Consider the following 16,800-nt stretch of genomic DNA (forward strand, 5'->3'; position numbering starts at 1 on the left):
GACAACGCCCCCCGTCTCACCCTATCAACAGGGTGGCCGCCTTCGTTCGGATTGGGTGGCCGCTTTCGATCGGAATCGCTGGCCGCCTTCCGTCGGAATCGGTGGCCGCTTTGCCTCGGATTCCGCACCGAAGAAGCCTAGGCCCAGAGGAGAGCACAGATGAACATGCACACACGACGCAATCAGTTCCACCCACAAGGTCTAGAGAGAGTGCGCGATCACTCCTCCGAATCCATTCATCGCGAAACCCCCGCCTGCCACGTGCAAGGCTATCGACAGGTGCGCCGGCGGCCTTGCCGACAAACAATCGCAACCAGATCAATGTATCTCGGGCCAGTGCCGGCCGCATCCCTGCGCCGCTTTGAGCGCAACATCCCCAGCAGTTGCATTCACACCGTCATCAGAAGCTTGGCCTTGTGAAAGTGTCGACTACCGCATCACCGACCAGGACTGATACGAACAAAAGGCGCGAATCTGCATGTTGAAACGCGGTCAGCATTCAGGGGGCAGGTTGAGCTTGAACCCCTCAACACTCGCCGTGCTTAGACTGGAGTTGATCCGTGGGCCGGGGCGGCTGACCACGGTGCATTCTTTAAGTCAAACACTTCCAAACGTGCATCGCATCAGTTGGTAATCCCGAGGGCGGACGCGCTGTGGCGAACTTCCTTCAAAAAACCGAGTAGAGCGCAGAATTTGGGCCGCAACCCAGTGGGCTACGCATAAATTCATATTCTTTCTTTTGGTAGCGTCTCGGCTGCAGGCGGGGATGGAGCACGCCGCGGGTAAGGACGACCGCAGGAAGGATGCTGGCGCATCCGGGCAGCTAACAGATACGTTAGCGCGGCCCTCCGCAGGCTGAAGCGCACGTGCGCAATTGGATGGGTACGACGGCCGCGCGCTGGCTCATTGCGACCGGAGTTGGGGCTCCACAATGCCCCGAATCCAATCGCTAGCGCGCTCGGTAGACTTAAATCACGAATTGGACGCGCATCCATCGTAGGTTCGGTTTTTACGTGATGCAATATATGGAGGAGGGAACGAATGATAATCAGTCGACGCGATCTCATCAAGACGAGTTTGGCCGCAGGTACAGCCGCATCGATGCCATCGATTATACGGGCGCAGACCGCCCCTACCGCCACGCGGACGGTGCGCGTAGTAAAGTCGGGTGACCTCCGAGTATTCGATCCGATCTTTACGACAGCGGGCATCAGCGCCGAGCACGGTCTTGCGATCTACGACACGCTGTTCTCACTCGACTCCAAGCTAACGCCGCAACCGCAAATGGTAGGGAAGTGGAGCGTTTCCGACGACAAGAAGGCCTATACGTTCGAGCTCCGGGATGGGTTGGGTTGGCATGATGGCACGCCCGTTACTGCGGCCGATTGCGTGGCCTCCATTCGTCGTTGGGCCGAAGTCGCTCCCGGCGGCAAACTGATCATGGCACGGGCCCAGGATATCTCGAAGAAGGACGATAAGACCTTCACGATCGCGCTCAAGGAGCCGCTCGGAACTCTGATTGATCTGCTGACCGGTGTGGCAACGCCCTTCCTGTTCATTATGCGGGAGAAGGACGCGACTCGTCCCGCGACCGAGCAGGTGACCGCGAATATCGGCTCTGGGCCGTTTAGATTCAATGAAGCTCTAGCCAAGCCGGGGGCGAGCTTTACCTACGACCGCAATGAGAAGTACGTGCCGCGCAGCGAGACGTCAGACGGATTCTCCGGCGGGAAGATCGTTAAAGTCGATCGTGTCATCTGGGAGAACATTGCCAATCAGCAAACGGCTTTCGCGGCCTTGCGAGCGGGCGAGATTGACTACCAAGAAAATCTGTCGTCCGATCTTTACTCGGCGGTCGAGAGCGATCCAAACCTTACGCTCCAACTTCTGGACAAGTCGGGATATGTCCAATTGCTGCTCATGAACTCTCTGCAGAAGCCGTTCAACAGCGTGAAGGCGCGCCAAGCGATGCTTCACCTGGTCGACCAGGAGGCGTGCTCGCGCATTAATACCCCCGATCCAAAATACTCCAGCATCGTTACTTCGATGTTTGGAAACACACTCTATTCCAACGACGAGAATACGGGATGGTACAAGAAGGGCGGCGATCCGGAACAGGCCAAGCAGTTGTTCAAGGAAAGCGGATATGCTGGCGAAAAGGTCGTCATTCTCCAACCTACGAACTTTGTGGGGTTAAGCAATGTCGCGCTATTCCTGGCGGGCGCGTTGCGGAAGATTGGGATCAATGCCGAGGTTGCGCCGAGTGATTGGGGTGGGGTTATCACGCGCCGGTCGAACAGGGGCCCCGTTGAGACCGGGGGCTGGAGCATCATTGTCACCAGCGTGACCGGTGCGACCCTCGCTGAGCCGCTCACCACGCCCTGGCTAACTGCGGAGGGCGACAAGGGGTTCACTGGCTGGGCAAGGAACGACGAATACGAAGCCCTTCGCGCCCAATGGGGGGATACCGCAACGCTCGCCGAACGCCAGGCGCTGGCCCGTAAGATGCAACGGGTCTGGTGGGACTTCGCCCCCCAAGTTGTGCTGGGTCAAGGTGTCTACCCAATCGCGCGCCGCAAGGCTTTGACCGGCCTCATCGGAATGCCCATAGCTCTCCCAATGTGGAACATGCAGAAGGCCTGAGGGCGCAATGACCGCTTACATTCTTCGCAGGATACTTTCGACCATAGCCGTCATGGCGATGGTCGGGATTTTCATCTTTTTGCTTCTCAGGCTGTCGCCGGGCGACCCAGCGGCCATCATGGCCGGCGACGCGGCGACACCACAGATGATCGCGGGCATCCGCGAGCAGCTGGGACTTAACGATCCGCTGCCGGTCCAATTCCTACATTGGGCGGTGGGCATTCTCGGCGGCGATTTTGGGGGCTCGATTTTCACGGCGCGACCGGTTCTTTTACTCATCTCGCAGCGGTTGGAGCCGACGATTTCCCTTTCGCTCCTGACGATGATTGTTTCGGTCGTGACGGGGGTTGTTTTCGGTATGCTGGCCGCGTGGCGTGTCGGCGGCGTCTTCGACCGCACTCTCGCGGCCTTTGCGGCGCTTGGCTTTTCTGTACCGGTGTTTGTCGTCGGCTATTTTCTGATTTACTGGTTCGCCATCAGCGCGCACTGGCTACCGGTCCAGGGATATCAGCCTATCGAACACGGCCTCAGGCTCTGGCTTGTGCACCTGATCCTGCCGACCGCCGCCTTGAGTTTCCCATACATCGCTTACTTCGCCCGGATCACGCGCGCGAGCATGCTCGAAGTTCTTTCGGAAGACTATATGCGAACAGCCGCTGCCAAGGGCGCATCTTCATATTCCATGCTTTTCCACCACGCCCTGAAGAATGCGGGTGTCCCGATCCTTACCGTGATCGGCATAAGTTTTGCTCATCTCATTTCTGGCGTCGTCGTCACGGAAACTGTCTTCAATATCCCTGGTGTCGGCCGATTGGTGGTCGATGCGATCAACAATCGCGACTATCCGATCATTCAAGGCGTGCTGATTCTCGCATCCGGGCTATACGTCCTAGTCAATCTCGCAGTCGATCTCGCTTACACTCTGATCGATCCCCGGATACGGTATTAATCGTGACACTTCTCTCCGCGCCCGTTGAAGCCGCACCGTTGAGCCGGCTGCAAATAGTTAACCTTCCTCGTCTAGCACGCCGGCATCCACTGGTGTTTGTCGGCGGGGGCCTCTTGGTGCTGTTGATCACGCTGGCGCTCCTTGCGCCGCTTTACGCGGGCGATCCAGTGAGCATGGATCCGTTCAAACGGCTTCAGCTTCCCTCATCTGATATGTGGTTCGGGAGCGACAATCTAGGCCGGGACGTGTTTGCGCGGACGGTGTTCGGCGCCCGCATCTCTCTCATGGTGGGATTAATATCGGCGGCGAGCGCTGCGCTGAGCGGGCTTTTGATCGGTGTCATCGCTGGCTACAACCGCAGCTTCGATAGCATCGTCATGCGGTTCATGGATGGTCTGATGGCGATCCCGACGATTCTGCTGGCCATCGCGCTAATTTCCCTGACAGGGGGCGGGATCGGCATTCTTGTCGTCGCCATCACGATCCCTTCAATCCCGAGTGTTACCCGCTTAGTTCGTTCGGTGGTTTTGAGCGTTCGCACGCGTCCTTACGTGGAGGCCGCGCTCTGCGGCGGTGCGCGCCTTCCGAAGGTTCTTTGGCGGCACATCGTCCCGAACACCATTCCGCCGCTCATGGTCCAGAGCGCCAATGTCTGCGCGTCTGCAATTCTGACAGAAGCCGGGCTGAGCTTCCTGGGCGTCGGCGTGCCGACCGAGATTCCCAGCTGGGGAAACATGATCTCAAGTTCAAGCCTGTACCTACCTGTGGCGCCATTGACGGTCTTCGCACCCGGCATCTGCCTGGCCGTCACGGTCCTGGCCGTCAACCTGCTCGGGGACGGCTTGCGCGACCTGTTCGATCCCCGCTCAAGAGGCAGACGTTAACATGCAAAAGCAAACAGCGACCGCGGGTGACGTGCTCCTCGATGTTCGAGGCCTAGAGACACAATTTTTCGGCCAGGAAAGTATCACCCGCGCTTTAACAGGGATTAGTTTCCAGGTCAGGCGTGGCGAAACGCTTGGCGTTGTCGGCGAATCCGGATGCGGCAAGAGCGTTACGGCCCTTTCCATCCTTCGCCTGCTGCCGAAGCTCAACGCCAAGACGGTCGGCGGCGAGATCAGCTTTCACGGACGCGACCTGCTGAAACTCTCAGAAAGAGAAATGCGGCAGATACGCGGTGACCGGATCGCCATGATCTTCCAAGAGCCGATGACCAGCCTGAACCCGGTTTACACCGTCGGTCATCAAATTGCCGAGACGGTGCAGATCCACACCAAGGCCTCGCGGTCAAATGCAATAGCAAGGGCGCAAGAGATGCTCCGGCTTGTCAGGATCGCCGATCCCGAGCGTCGCATTAGCAACTACCCCCATGAAATGTCAGGCGGCATGCGCCAGCGTGTCATGATTGCAATGGCTCTTGCCTGCTCACCGGAATTGCTGATCGCCGACGAGCCAACGACTGCACTCGACGTTACCATCCAGGCGCAGATCCTCCGGTTGATCGTGGATCTGAAAGAGCGCATGGGAACGGCGGTGATGTTCATCACGCATGATCTGGGTGTTGTCGCCGAGACATGCCAACGGGTGATGGTCATGTATGCGGGCCGCATCGTCGAGCAGGCGCCGGTAATCGATCTGTTCGCTCGCCCAACACATCCCTACACCCGGGCCCTCATGCAATCGGTACCTACCCGCGGGCGCGGGCGGGGACGGCGCCTTCCGGAAATTGCTGGCATTGTACCAAGCCTGCGCGAGCCCCTTGTCGGGTGCAGCTTTGCGCCGCGCTGCCCGTTCGCGGTCGATATTTGCCGCGAGCAAACGCCAACCCTGCGTGATGTCAGGCCGGGCCATGCGGCGGCCTGCTGGTGCGCCGAACAGGTATTGAGCACATGAGAGGTCCTCTGCTGAAGGTCGAGAACCTGACCAAGCATTATCCGCTCGGCAGCGGATTCCTGAAGAAGACAAATCCTGTGGTGCGGGCGGTCGAGGATGTATCCTTCTCGCTAGAGGCCGGCGAGACGCTTTGCATTGTCGGCGAATCCGGCTGTGGCAAGTCCACCGTCGCACGGCTCTTGATGGGACTCGTGGAGCCAACAGCCGGACGTGTGCTGATCGAGGGAACCGATATTGCCGGTCTCAGGAAGCACGCGCTTCGAGATTGGCGACGGCGAATGCAGATGGTCTTTCAGGACCCGTACTCGTCGCTGAACCCGCGTCTCACGGCTCGACAGATTATTACTGAACCTGCAGAGAATTTCGAGCGCCTCAGCCGCAAGCAACACCAAGCCCTTGCCGTGGACCTCCTGCGAAAGGTAGGGATGTCGCCTGAGATGATGGATCGGCTTCCCTCCGAGCTGTCGGGCGGTCAGCGCCAGCGTCTCGGCATTGCGCGGGCGCTCGCGCTTAAGCCATCGCTGATCATCGCCGACGAGGCCGTCTCGGCCCTTGATGTCTCCGTGCAGGCACAGATACTCAATCTTCTTATGGATCTGCAGCAGCAGATGGGTATCGCCTTCGTTTTCATCTCGCATGACCTAAGAGTGGTGGAACATATCAGCCACCGCGTCGCGGTCATGTATTTGGGGCGGATCGTGGAGCTCGCACCCTGTGAGGCGCTCTTTGCTAAGCCCGTTCATCCGTATACCGAGGCACTGATAGCGGCCGCGCCCATTCCGGATCCCACGCGGGTTCGGCTGAAGGTACCAGTGGAGGGCGAGGTGCCAAGCCCCGTCAGTCCGCCGAGCGGCTGCGCGTTTCACCCGCGTTGCCCACTCGCGGTCGTGCGGTGCCGCATCGAAATGCCGCCATTGGTACCGATGGCTGACGGGCGGGTCGTAGCCTGCCATGTGCGCGCTCCCGGCACGGAGGCATTGCCACAGCGCTTGGCAGCCATTTCCCGGTTCACGCCGTTAGCAAAGCCACAACCTCTAACCTAAGAACCAGTGTCTACGCGACCATGCGCGCACGCACTTTTCTTTCACTCCATAGTGTCGCCACGTCCGAGCCGAGCGAACGTGGGAGTTTAACAATGTTGAGGGACGGATGCGTTCCTCGCTGTCAATAAGCACGGAGATCCAAAGTGAGCCAGCACGAACTGATCCGAGATAGTGCCTGCGAAATCGTCAAGAAGTTAGCGACCGGCGTCGTGACTCCGCTCGACCTCCTGGATGTTTTGGAGAAGCGTATCTCGGACGTTGACGAGACGCTTAACGCTTTGCCGATCTTATGCATGGACCGTGCACGCCGTTCAGCTGCGGAACTCATGAAGAAGCCTATTACAGAGCGCGGGGTCTTGGCTGGCCTACCGGTGCCGATTAAGGATCTCACCGACGTCGCTGGCGTACGCAACACTTTTGGCTCACGAATTTTTAAGAACAATATCCCGACCGGATCCGACATTTTGGTCGAGCGTCTTGAGGAAAATGGCGCGTTGATCTATGCCAAATCGAATACGCCAGAATTCGGCGCCGGCGCCAACACCTTCAATGAGGTGTTCGGCGCGACATTGAATCCTTGGGATACATCTCGTTCTGCGGCTGGTTCTTCCGGCGGCGCCGCGGTAGCGCTCGCGGCGGGCATGGCATGGCTGGCACATGGCTCAGATATGGGCGGATCATTGCGGAATCCGGCAAGTTTTTGCGGCGTAGTTGGTCTGCGGCCCAGCATTGGTCGAGTGGCGCGTAGCCCGAAGAGTAAAATTGACAGCACACTAGCTGTGCCGGGACCGATGGCGCGCAATATTGAGGACGTGGCTTTGATGCTCGATGCAATGAGCGGACAGCACCCAGGCGACCCATTGTCCCTACCAAAGCTTGGCGATTCATTCCTTTCGGCCGCACGCTCAGGCAAAAAGCCGACACGCGTGGCCTATTCGACTGATCTCGGGATCACGCCTGTGGACCCACAGGTCGCTGCAATTACCCGCGCGGCGGCTGAGCGATTTGAAGAGGCTGGTGCAGTCGTCGAAGAAGCGCATCCCGATTTTAGCGAATCGCACGAGTGCTTCCACGTATTGCGAGCGTTCGACTACGCTATGGGCTCGAGTGTGATGTTGCGGCAGCATCGCGAACTGATAAAGCCCGAGGTGATATGGAATATTGAAGAGGGTCTGAAGCTCACGGTCGAACAGGTTGACCGTGCCGAAAAGCAGCGTGTAGTTATGAGTGCTCGCGCGCTGCAATTTTTCGACCAATACGATTTGCTCTTGACGCCCGCGACCATAGTCGAGCCGTTTCCCGTGCAAAATCGCTATGTCACTGAATGTGGCGGCAAAACGTTTGATAACTACGTGCAATGGCTCGGGATCGCATATGCGATCACGCTAGCCTGCTGCCCGGCTCTGTCGCTACCATGTGGCGTGACCGAGTCTGGCCTGCCCGTTGGATTGCAAATTGTGGGCCCACCGCGTGGCGAGGCTCGGCTACTCGCTGGTGCCAAAGTTCTGGAGGATATCTTAAACCTCCGGGGCGCCACACCAATCGATCCGCGGAAGCCATCTGGCTGCTGAGGCCGTAGGTACTAGATTCAAGTTTAAGGCGGCTTCTCCTCTGCAGGAGGAGAAGCGTCTAAATGAGCGGCCTATGGTCGCCGTTGTTTGGGCGTTGCAGCTTGCCCGGTCTGCAAGAAGTCGGCCGCGACACTACTTTGTATGGTGCAGTGTCACTGGTTCGAGTCGAAGACATCAGGATCGAGAATGGGAATGGGGCTGCTCAATTCGACCGCAAGCTGGAGCATGTTGCGATGATATCAACACCCTCACCCTCTCACGACGCAGATATCGAAAACCGTTTCCGCATTGCCGGTGTCGTACTCCCGGCTGATCGTACTGCAGGGGCTTACGCGACTGCTCAGTGGCTGATTTCCGTCCTTCACTGGTTACGCCAGCCGCGCGCTGCGGCAAGTGAGCCGGCACATGTCTTCTCGCTTCTGGAAAAGCAGTACCAATGAACCCGTCCCACCGCATCAACCAACTATCTATCGCAGACGCAGGCCACGCGTTACGGGCAGGCCAGATCACCGCGCGTCAACTGACCGAGGATGCGCTCGATCAGGTCGCTGCGCTCGATCCTTCGGTCAACGCTTTTGTCCTAGTCACCGCTGGCCGTGCCCTGAACGACGCCGAGAGGGCGGATGCCGATTTCGCGAATGGCGTCGATCGCGGGCCGATGCAGGGAATTCCGTATGCCCTCAAAGATATCTATGCCACAGCGAGAATCCGAACCACCTGCCATTCCAATCTCTTTCGAGATGCCGTTCCGTCTAGCGACAGTGCGGTTGCCGAACGCCTCTCGAATGGTGGCGGCGTACTGATCGGAAAGGTCGGTACCTTCGAATTCGCAATCGGAGGGCCGAGTTTTGATCTACCCTTTCCACCTGCGCGCAATCCTTGGAATCTAGAGCATTCGACCGGCGGATCCTCTTCGGGGTCGGCCGCCGCTGTCGCGGCGGGTATGGTGCGAATGGCTATGGGCTCGGACACAGGTGGTTCGATCCGTTGTCCGGCCGGCTATTGCGGCGTCGTCGGTTTGAAACCGACCTATGGCCGGGTGTCACGGCGCGGCGTTTTTCCTCTGGCTTATTCGCTCGATCATTGCGGACCGCTATCCTGGTCCGTCGAGGACGCAGCGCTAACCATGCAGGTCATCGCCGGTTACGATGCGCTCGATGCCGCCTCGGCCGATGTGCCGGTGCCTGATTTCACCGGCAAAATAGGGCGCGAGCTAGTCGGGCTGCGCATCGGCTACACACGTAACTTCTACATTGAGAACCCATTCTGTACCGCCGATGCCACCAAGGCGTTGGACGCAGCCGCCCAACAACTGGCTGCACTTGGTGCAGTTGTCGAAGAGGTGGTTATGCCGCCATTCGAACAATTCGAGGCCTGTAAGAACACGATCCTGTTCGCCGAAGCCTACGCCATACACGAAAACGACCTCAAGACCCGCCCCTACGCCTATGGCCACAAAGCCTACCAAACCCTGGTTTCTGGAGCCGTACTTTCGGCAGCCGATCTTGTCCAGGCGTACCGGTTGCGCCGTGAACTGGCGGTTTTCCTCAACCAGAATGTCCTTAAGGCCTATGATGCCCTTTTGGCGCCCAACACGCTGCGCACCGCCGCACGTTTTTCAAGTTTCGGCCCCGATGACGGAGGGGGGGGCGGCGTCCTCACAGGTCCATTTAACGTCACGGGAAACCCAGCCTTAGCGCTGCCGATAGGCTTCGTCGCTGACGGGCTGCCGCTCAGCGCGCAAATCGTCGGCCGTCCCTTTGACGAGCCGACGGTTCTGCAGATTGGTGCTGCCTATGAAGCCGCTGCCGGCGTAACTACGCACCGTCCCGATCTAAAAGCGGCGAAAGTCACTTGAATGCGGCCTGCCCCTTTGGGGGCCTCAAAGCTCGAGTGAGTTCGCATGGCAAGGCGATACTAGCCCGGCAACGATCGCGGCCATGTAGCCGTTCAGCGTCGGCAGGCTGGTGGCGACGGGACGCCGCTCGGCGCGGTCCTGCAGCCATCGCTCGAGTTGCACGAGCGGCACGGCGGCAGCCGCCATCGACGATGATCCTTTATCGCGACGCCGGCTCATGCGGCCAGACCAGCCTCATCGAGCAATACGTTGGCCTCGGGCAATGTCCTGATCGTACGGAGGTATCTTCCGGTCGACCGAACATGCCCATAGCCGATCCGGATGCTGCCGCCGACCTGTGACCGCAGATGACCGCCGCGGCGCAGGGCGGCGATGAATGACTGCCGCTGACCGCATCGCATGCAGAGAGCAGCTCTTTCGTTTTCGAGGAGTTATGTCCGGCCCGCCTTGAAACCGTCGAGAAAGGCGGTCAAATTCGAGGCCAGCCCCGGGATGTAGTAGCCCCCTTCCTGAATTATCGCGGTGGCCAGGCCGAGCGTCGCAATGCGCAACCCGACCTCATAGAAACATTGGTTGGTTACAGCCATCTCGCTCTGCGGATCGTCCTCGTGGGCGTCGAAGCCCAGCGAGAGGACGAGCGAAGGGGCTCCGAAGCGGGTTATCGCCGCCAGCGCGACATTGAGCGCTTCCAGGAAGCCCGCGTCTTTCGACCCCTTGGGCAGTGGCAGGTTCAGGTTGCAGTCCTTGCCATCATCCTCTCCCTGCTCGTCGGCGTAGCCGGAGTAGAACGGGTAGACCTCGTTTGGATCGCCGTGAATCGAGACGAACAGCACGTCGCCACGGCGGTAGAAGATGTTCTGGGTGCCGTTGCCGTGGTGGACATCGATGTCGAGCACGGCCACCTTGCCCTGCCGGCGGGCGATCTGCTCGGCAGCGATCGCGGCGTTGTTCAAGTAGCAATAGCCGCCCGCGACGTCGGCGTAGGCGTGGTGGCCGGCGGGGCGGCAGATCGCATAGCCCTCCCGCATCCCTTCCAGCAGCCGGCTGGAGACCTCGAGGGCACAGTCGGCGGACGCCTGGATCGCCGGCCAGGTGTTCTCCTCGATGGGAGCCGAGGTGCCGGCGAGGAAATACCCGACCTGTCCCTGGATCGCCTGGGGCAGGCGCGCCGGGAACCGCGTCGGCGACGCGTGGGGTACGACGGAAGGACCTGCGCCAGCGTCCCCGAACATAGCTCGCCATCGGGCGTAGGCCGTCTGGAGAAATTCCACATAGGCCGACGTGTGGACGGAAAGGACCGGCTCGAGGCCGAATTCACGCGGTGCGGCCAGCTGGCAACCTGCGGCGCGCGCCGCGGCTGCAAGTTCGGTCGCACGCGCCGGCGCTTCGACGTTGTCGAAGATGCGGCCGCGAAAGATGATCTGCTTGGGCGCATGCAGGAGATGCTTGTCGGAATAGGCGACGAACATTGGGTCTTCTTTCCTTCCACCGCGTCCTAAGGCGACCGCCGAGACGACGCCCACTGAAGAATATAAAGCCCCCTGACGCCCAAATACCGCAAAAACTCCGGATATTGAAGAAACGTTGCGACTAAACGCCTTTTGCGACCTCGAAAAGTCGACTCCGCACGTCCGTCGCTGGCCCGATAACACATCGAATGCAACGCATTCGAAGATGCCGTGTGCGGAAAAACGCCGGCGGGCGCATGCTTACTGGGATCACAGCAAGACGTATCGATAATACGGCCCCGTTTTCTAAGTTGCCCAAATGGGAATGCCTCAGCGGGGCTCGCGCAGCACGTGTCGCGGGCGAAGATTCGCGACCGCGGGGGCAGCCAGTGATGGCGAGCGGATCCGGTTTCAGCTCGGCGATCCTGCCGCTGCGGGCGCGGCGGAGCAGGAGCCTGGATGCGCTATTGCCCCTGCTCTACCTTCGCGGCATCTCGACCGGCGATTTCCGAGGCGCTGACGGCCTTGCTGGGCAAGAACGCGCCGAATCTGTCGCCGGCGGTGATTTCCCGGCTGACAGCCGAGTGGCAGGACGAGTACGAACGCTGGACGACGCGCGATCTCTCGACGCGGCGGTACGTCTACGCGTGGGCCGACGGTGTCCTCCTGCCGCTCGCATGGAAGATCACGGCGAATGCCTGCTGGTGCTGATCGGCGCGACCCGTAAGGCAAGAGGAGCTCACCGGTTTTAAGGTCGGCGTACCTGAGACGCGCAGGGCTGGCGCGAGCTGCTGATCGACGTCAGGCGGCGGAGGTTGCAGATCAGCCCGGAAACTGGTGTCGGCGACGCCGCGCTCGGTTTCTAAAAGGCGCTCGACGAGATCTTCCCAGCCGCGGCACCAGCGATGCTGGATGCATAGACCGTACATGTCTTGGACTAGGTCCCACTCTCGGTGCAGGCTGAACATGAAGGAGTCTACTGGGCGCCAAGCCGGGCGTCCGCCGAGTGGCGATCGATGTCTTCGCCGAGAAATACCGCGCGAAGTACCGCCGCGCGCTCGAATGCCTCGTCAAGGACCGCGAACCGTCGCTGGCCTTGTACGAATTCCCTGGCAAGCATTCGGATCACTTGCCTACGAATCGATTGAAAGCGCCTCGCTCCCGTGCGGCACAGGACGGTGCGCACCAAGGTGTCGTTGTCGCCGACCACCGCCCGGCTGTTGGTGTTCAAGCCGGTCATCGCCGCTTCCAAGACCTGGCGGTTCAAGGGCACAAATCATTCCCGAAGCTTGCAAGCCAAGCTGCCTCATCGCAACGTCCCCGAAGTTCCGGATTGCTCGGGTTCAACAGCACATTGGACCGATTGCGTGCCCTGGCATTTCCGGGGCAGGGCTCCCCGTTATCCATCCGACATTTCTATGGCGTGTTGATCAGCTTCGACCATCATCACTGCAAATGCTGGATCGAATTTCAACCTGCTTGCCCAGGCAAATGTAGTGCAGAGTGCCGCCTCTGGCACGGTGGGCACATGGGTTTCGAACTCCGGCCGACAGGATTATATTGCGACGGTACGGTACAAGGCCGAGGTCATCCATCGACGCGGAAGTGACGATCATTCAATGTCGTCAAAAACGCCACGTTCCGATGTGTGCGTCGCTTATGGACATTCCAGGTGACGCAACTCGGGCCTCAACCTCCTTCTAATAAATATCGCGTGCGGATGGGCGACTTGCTATCCCGCGTCAAATTGATGGCGTGCGTTGAGTTTGCAATCTGCCAGTACGAGGCTCGCTTTGTGCCGCTCGAACCCGGAAGCGACACACTCCCCCTTGATTGTTACGTAACCGAAGTCCTCGATGCTGGTCCGCAGGCGTTTTGCTGAAGCAACAACGTTGTCTTTAAACCAAAGGCGGGTTTCACTCCCGAGACCCTAGGCGTTCGAGGGAACGCATTAACCGCTGCATGATCTCGCGGATTTCGCTAATTAAAACCGTGTTCCTTCTCTGCAATTGTAAGGCTTTCATCCACGATCGTTACCATGCGGTCGATCTCCTCCCTTGTCGCTACGAGTGGCGGACAGAGGTGGACTGACGTTATCACACGGGAGAGGAGGCCTTTTTGCGCCATGAGCTGTGAGACACGTCGGATGAATGGATGCTTCCACGCCAAAGGGAAGGGCTCCTTAGTTGTCTTGTTCGAAACCAACTCGGCAACACACATGAGCCCGAGGCCGCGGACGTCGCCTACCGTCGGATGAGAGCGCAAGCTCTGCATCTTGTCGAGCATATAAACGCCGTTGGATGCGCTGCGTTGCGGCAAATCTTCTCGCTGAAGAATCTCGATGTTCTTAAGAGCGGCGGCGCACGAGACTGCCTGTCCACCAAAAGTCAACAGATGGCCGAGTGCCGCGTCCTGCTTCTTAAATTCATCGTAGATCCGACTGCTAACTGCGACCGCACCGATCGGTGCGTAGCCTGAGGAGAGCCCCTTCGCCATCGTCATGAGGTCAGGCACGACGCCGAATTGCTCAGTCGCGAACATCGTGCCAGTGCGGCCGAAGCCGTTGATGACCTCGTCAAGCACGAACAATACACCGTATCTATCGCAAATTTCTCGCACCCGCTGCCAGTATTTTTTTGAGGGCACATGGGCATTGTTCGCAGTGGAGACCGGCTCGCCGATGAACGCCGCGACCGTCTCTGGCCCCTGTGCCAAGATCTCCTGCTCGATAGCATTGGCGCAGGCGAGATCGCCGGCCTCTCCCTCGAGTCCGAAGTCGTTACGATAGCTATTTGGGGAGGAGACGAAGCTCACCCCGTACATAAAGGGTCCGAAAAACTTCTCCTCACGGGAGGAGGTGATGCTCATCGCTCCCATAGTCGCGCCGTGATAGCCACCGCGCCGCGCGATGATTTTGTATCGCTTGGGAAAGCCACGCATTACCTGGACTTGCTTAACGATTTTGATCGCGCTCTCGACCGCTTCTGAGCCACCCGAGCAGAAGAAAAAGCGATTTAGGTCACCGGGTGTCAGTTGTGCCAAAACTTCAGCGAGTTGGACCGCCGGCAGACTCGTATAGCTGGCCGCCGAGACATAAGCGATTTCGGCTGCTTGCTTCGCCATCGCCTCACCGATCTCCTTGCGGCCGTGGCCCACATTGACGAGAAAGAGGCCGGCGAGCCCGTCGATAAACGTGCGGCCATGCGCATCGTATAAGGTCGAACCTTCGCCGCGGACAATAACGTGCAGCCCGTCTCCCTCGGCGAGGTCGAGCCAACGCGCGGAGTGGATCCAAACATGGTTTAGCGCCTGGCGTTCGATAGGCGCGAACTCGCGAACTCTCATGGTTTCATCTGCCATGCCATCATCCTCTTAGTTTAGCCGGGTTGCCATGTGCCGGGCCCCCCACGCGCCACGTCAACGTCGTTCGTTGCAAAACACGCGCCTCTGGGGCTGCCGCGTCAGGCGGGGCCTTCATCTGCCAAGTTCAGGTTCTCTCCAATATCAGTATTCCAGTTTTGATCGATGCAATGGCGCACGCGTTGACGCATAATTCCTCGTCATTGACGATCTTTTTGACGGATTCCTGCGCGCTATTGCCGGCATGACGTATCTCCGGCCGACATGTCTTTGCGTCCTCGGCAGTTATATCGAGAGAGCGGATTGGCGCCTGTAGCGATATTCCACCGATATACCGAGGGGACTGGGCAAGGTTTGGCCTAAGACACTACACCGCGACGCTAATACTCGGACTGTGGGCAACTGGGCAAATGGATGCGCGCTGAAATAGAGAGCTTATCTCATGGAGTGATGGCCAAGTTTGCTGACAGCGGGGCCGGTGCGGCGGCGGTTATGGGCTGACGGTCGGTCGGCCTAGCGATGACGTCGCCCCCGTGTTGAACGTTACGCCAAGAGCGAGTTGTGGCAATTGATTCTGGCTGCAGACGGCGCAGCTTTTCTGTGAGCCCTCGACGACCTCGAAGACCATGGCGAGCGCGGGGCCCGCTCGACAGACAACCCTTCGATCGGATGGTGCGGTGGCGCACGGGGCCAACGTGCTTTCGATGGGGTTGATAACCGGTATGAGATGTCTCGGTGCCAACGTTCCGCGGCGGTGTTCTACATTGTGGCGTATGGTGCGATCATCGGGACAGAGCTACCGGGAGCACGATGTGCGGGCAAGCCGATGCTTACGATGAGCCGAGAGCTCGAATTAGTAGCTGGCCCGCCCTGCGACTTGCCGGGTTGCGCTGGGAGTGCGAATCCGTAGTTGTCGTGTCGCCGCAGTTTCCCTCTATCAAGCAGAGGTGCAGCGACGGGTGATTGGCATCGACGTCCACCGAACTTTGGGAAGACGGCAAGCTCCGACATGCAGGGCCGCATTGATTTGACACGGACTGCGCTGGATGAATTTGGCAAAACCCTGCTGGCCAGTGATGAGGTAGTGGTCGAAGCGACTACCAACAGCATGGCGGTGTCGCGGGTTCTGGCCCCGCTTGCGGCGCGGGCGATTGTCGCCAATCCACTGCAGGTGAAGGTGATCGCCCAGGCTCGCGTCAAAACCGACAAGATCGATGCCGGCACGCTCGCCAGCCTGCAGGCGTCCGGGTACATGCCGCAGATCTGGACGCCGGACGCGGAGACCGAACGCAAGCGCAGATTGGTCGGCCGGCGCTACCAGGTTATGCGGCATCGCACCAGGCTCAAGAATGAGGTGCATTCGATCCTGCACGCGCACCTGATCCCGAAGTGCCCAGATGCCGATCTTTCAACGCCCGCCGGCCGGGCTTGGTTGGCTGCTCAACAGTTGCTGGATGATCAACGCACAACGATCTATCGGCACATCCGTGAGCTCGACCGGTTGGCCGGAAGACCTGGCCCTGCTCGACCGCGAGATCGCGCAGTTGGCGCGCCCGGCACGGGTCGCCAACAAGTCCCGTGCAATGCAACCTTTAAGCATTCGCAACAGTATGCAACCGGCGTGGATCTGCCAATGCCTACAACATCAAGGCGCTGCGCGACCTCGAGACGGTGATTGCCGCTCAAGCGGAGCGAAACTACGAACAATTCGTGTTGCAATGGAAAGCGCGGCGGCAAGAGCGGGTGCGCAGGCCTCTCAATTGGGCAAGACAACACAAGCAGCCCGGTGACGCTTTCAGCCGACGCATCACGCTTCGCCACGACTCGCCCGCGCCCACCCACAATCCTGGTGACAGCAATTTTCAGCCTGAACGGTCTCGTTCCATGCAGCGGGCCACCGTGCTCGAGGTAACCCTACGCGGTAGGCCGCAGCGCGCTGATCTTTCCAGTTAACCGTTAGAGCTCGTCGGACTCCTCGGTTTTCGGCTTCATCGTCGCAGCGAGCACTTGGCGGCGTTTTTCGATGATGCTAGGG

At 59.5% G+C, this 16,800-nt stretch carries 12 protein-coding genes and 2 pseudogenes; 10 read left to right on the forward strand and 4 right to left on the reverse strand.

The annotated features are described in order from the left end of the window. Positions 1-1,041: 1,041 nt before the first annotated feature. From GWG67_RS37875 to GWG67_RS37910, 8 genes are all read left to right on the forward strand, one after another. The gene (locus tag GWG67_RS37875) at positions 1,042-2,643 is read left to right on the forward strand and encodes an ABC transporter substrate-binding protein (protein WP_275174741.1); all 1,602 of its coding nucleotides are present in this window, start codon (positions 1,042-1,044) and stop codon (positions 2,641-2,643) included. Positions 2,644-2,650: 7 nt separating this feature from the next. Continuing rightward, positions 2,651-3,592: an ABC transporter permease gene (locus GWG67_RS37880; RefSeq protein ID WP_275174742.1), complete on the forward strand. Its 942-nt coding sequence runs from the start codon at positions 2,651-2,653 to the stop codon at positions 3,590-3,592. A 2-nt stretch (positions 3,593-3,594) separates the two neighbouring features. Then, positions 3,595-4,476 (forward strand): ABC transporter permease, encoded by an 882-nt coding sequence (locus GWG67_RS37885; protein ID WP_275174743.1) that lies wholly within the window; start codon positions 3,595-3,597, stop codon positions 4,474-4,476. Between the two features lies 1 nt (position 4,477). Continuing rightward, positions 4,478-5,485, forward strand: a complete 1,008-nt coding sequence (locus tag GWG67_RS37890) for an ABC transporter ATP-binding protein (RefSeq protein WP_275174745.1) — start codon at positions 4,478-4,480, stop codon at positions 5,483-5,485. Beyond that, the gene (locus GWG67_RS37895; protein WP_275174746.1) at positions 5,482-6,528 is read left to right on the forward strand and encodes an ABC transporter ATP-binding protein; all 1,047 of its coding nucleotides are present in this window, start codon (positions 5,482-5,484) and stop codon (positions 6,526-6,528) included. The genes GWG67_RS37890 and GWG67_RS37895 overlap by 4 nt, the downstream gene beginning before the upstream one ends. 143 nt (positions 6,529-6,671) lie before the next feature. Further along, on the forward strand, positions 6,672-8,099 hold the full coding sequence (locus tag GWG67_RS37900; protein ID WP_275174747.1) for an amidase: 1,428 nt from the start codon (positions 6,672-6,674) through the stop codon (positions 8,097-8,099). Positions 8,100-8,161: 62 nt separating this feature from the next. Continuing rightward, complete coding sequence (locus GWG67_RS37905) at positions 8,162-8,539, forward strand: hypothetical protein (protein WP_275174749.1); 378 nt, start codon at positions 8,162-8,164, stop codon at positions 8,537-8,539. Then, on the forward strand, positions 8,536-9,957 hold the full coding sequence (locus tag GWG67_RS37910) for an amidase (protein ID WP_275174751.1): 1,422 nt from the start codon (positions 8,536-8,538) through the stop codon (positions 9,955-9,957). Before GWG67_RS37905 ends, GWG67_RS37910 begins: the two co-directional genes overlap by 4 nt. Positions 9,958-9,981: 24 nt before the next feature. Here the strand turns inward: GWG67_RS37910 and GWG67_RS37915 are convergent, their stop codons facing one another. Both GWG67_RS37915 and GWG67_RS37920 read right to left on the reverse strand, forming a co-directional pair. Then, positions 9,982-10,143 (reverse strand): hypothetical protein, encoded by a 162-nt coding sequence (locus tag GWG67_RS37915; protein ID WP_275174752.1) that lies wholly within the window; start codon positions 10,141-10,143, stop codon positions 9,982-9,984. 245 nt (positions 10,144-10,388) lie between these two features. Further along, positions 10,389-11,426 (reverse strand): histone deacetylase family protein, encoded by a 1,038-nt coding sequence (locus tag GWG67_RS37920; protein ID WP_275174753.1) that lies wholly within the window; start codon positions 11,424-11,426, stop codon positions 10,389-10,391. Positions 11,427-11,756: 330 nt separating this feature from the next. On the opposite strand from GWG67_RS37920, the pseudogene GWG67_RS37925 reads away from it, so the two are divergent. Then, positions 11,757-12,682 (forward strand): annotated as a pseudogene (locus tag GWG67_RS37925) (transposase); the annotation flags it as partial. 703 nt (positions 12,683-13,385) lie between these two features. On the opposite strand, the gene GWG67_RS37930 reads toward GWG67_RS37925, so the two are convergent. Beyond that, a complete protein-coding gene (locus tag GWG67_RS37930) occupies positions 13,386-14,765 on the reverse strand; it encodes an aspartate aminotransferase family protein (RefSeq protein ID WP_275174755.1) in 1,380 nt (459 codons plus the stop codon). Between the two features lie 440 nt (positions 14,766-15,205). Beyond that, positions 15,206-15,477: pseudogene (locus GWG67_RS37935) on the reverse strand (hypothetical protein); the annotation flags it as partial. Between the two features lie 297 nt (positions 15,478-15,774). Between GWG67_RS37935 and GWG67_RS37940 the strand changes: the two are divergent. After that, entirely contained in the window at positions 15,775-16,440 is a 666-nt protein-coding gene (locus tag GWG67_RS37940) for a transposase (RefSeq protein WP_275174756.1), read from the forward strand. Positions 16,441-16,800: the final 360 nt, after the last annotated feature.

Origin of the sequence: Bradyrhizobium sp. CSS354 (genome assembly GCF_029051725.1) — a bacterium.
GTDB lineage: Bacteria > Pseudomonadota > Alphaproteobacteria > Rhizobiales > Xanthobacteraceae > Bradyrhizobium.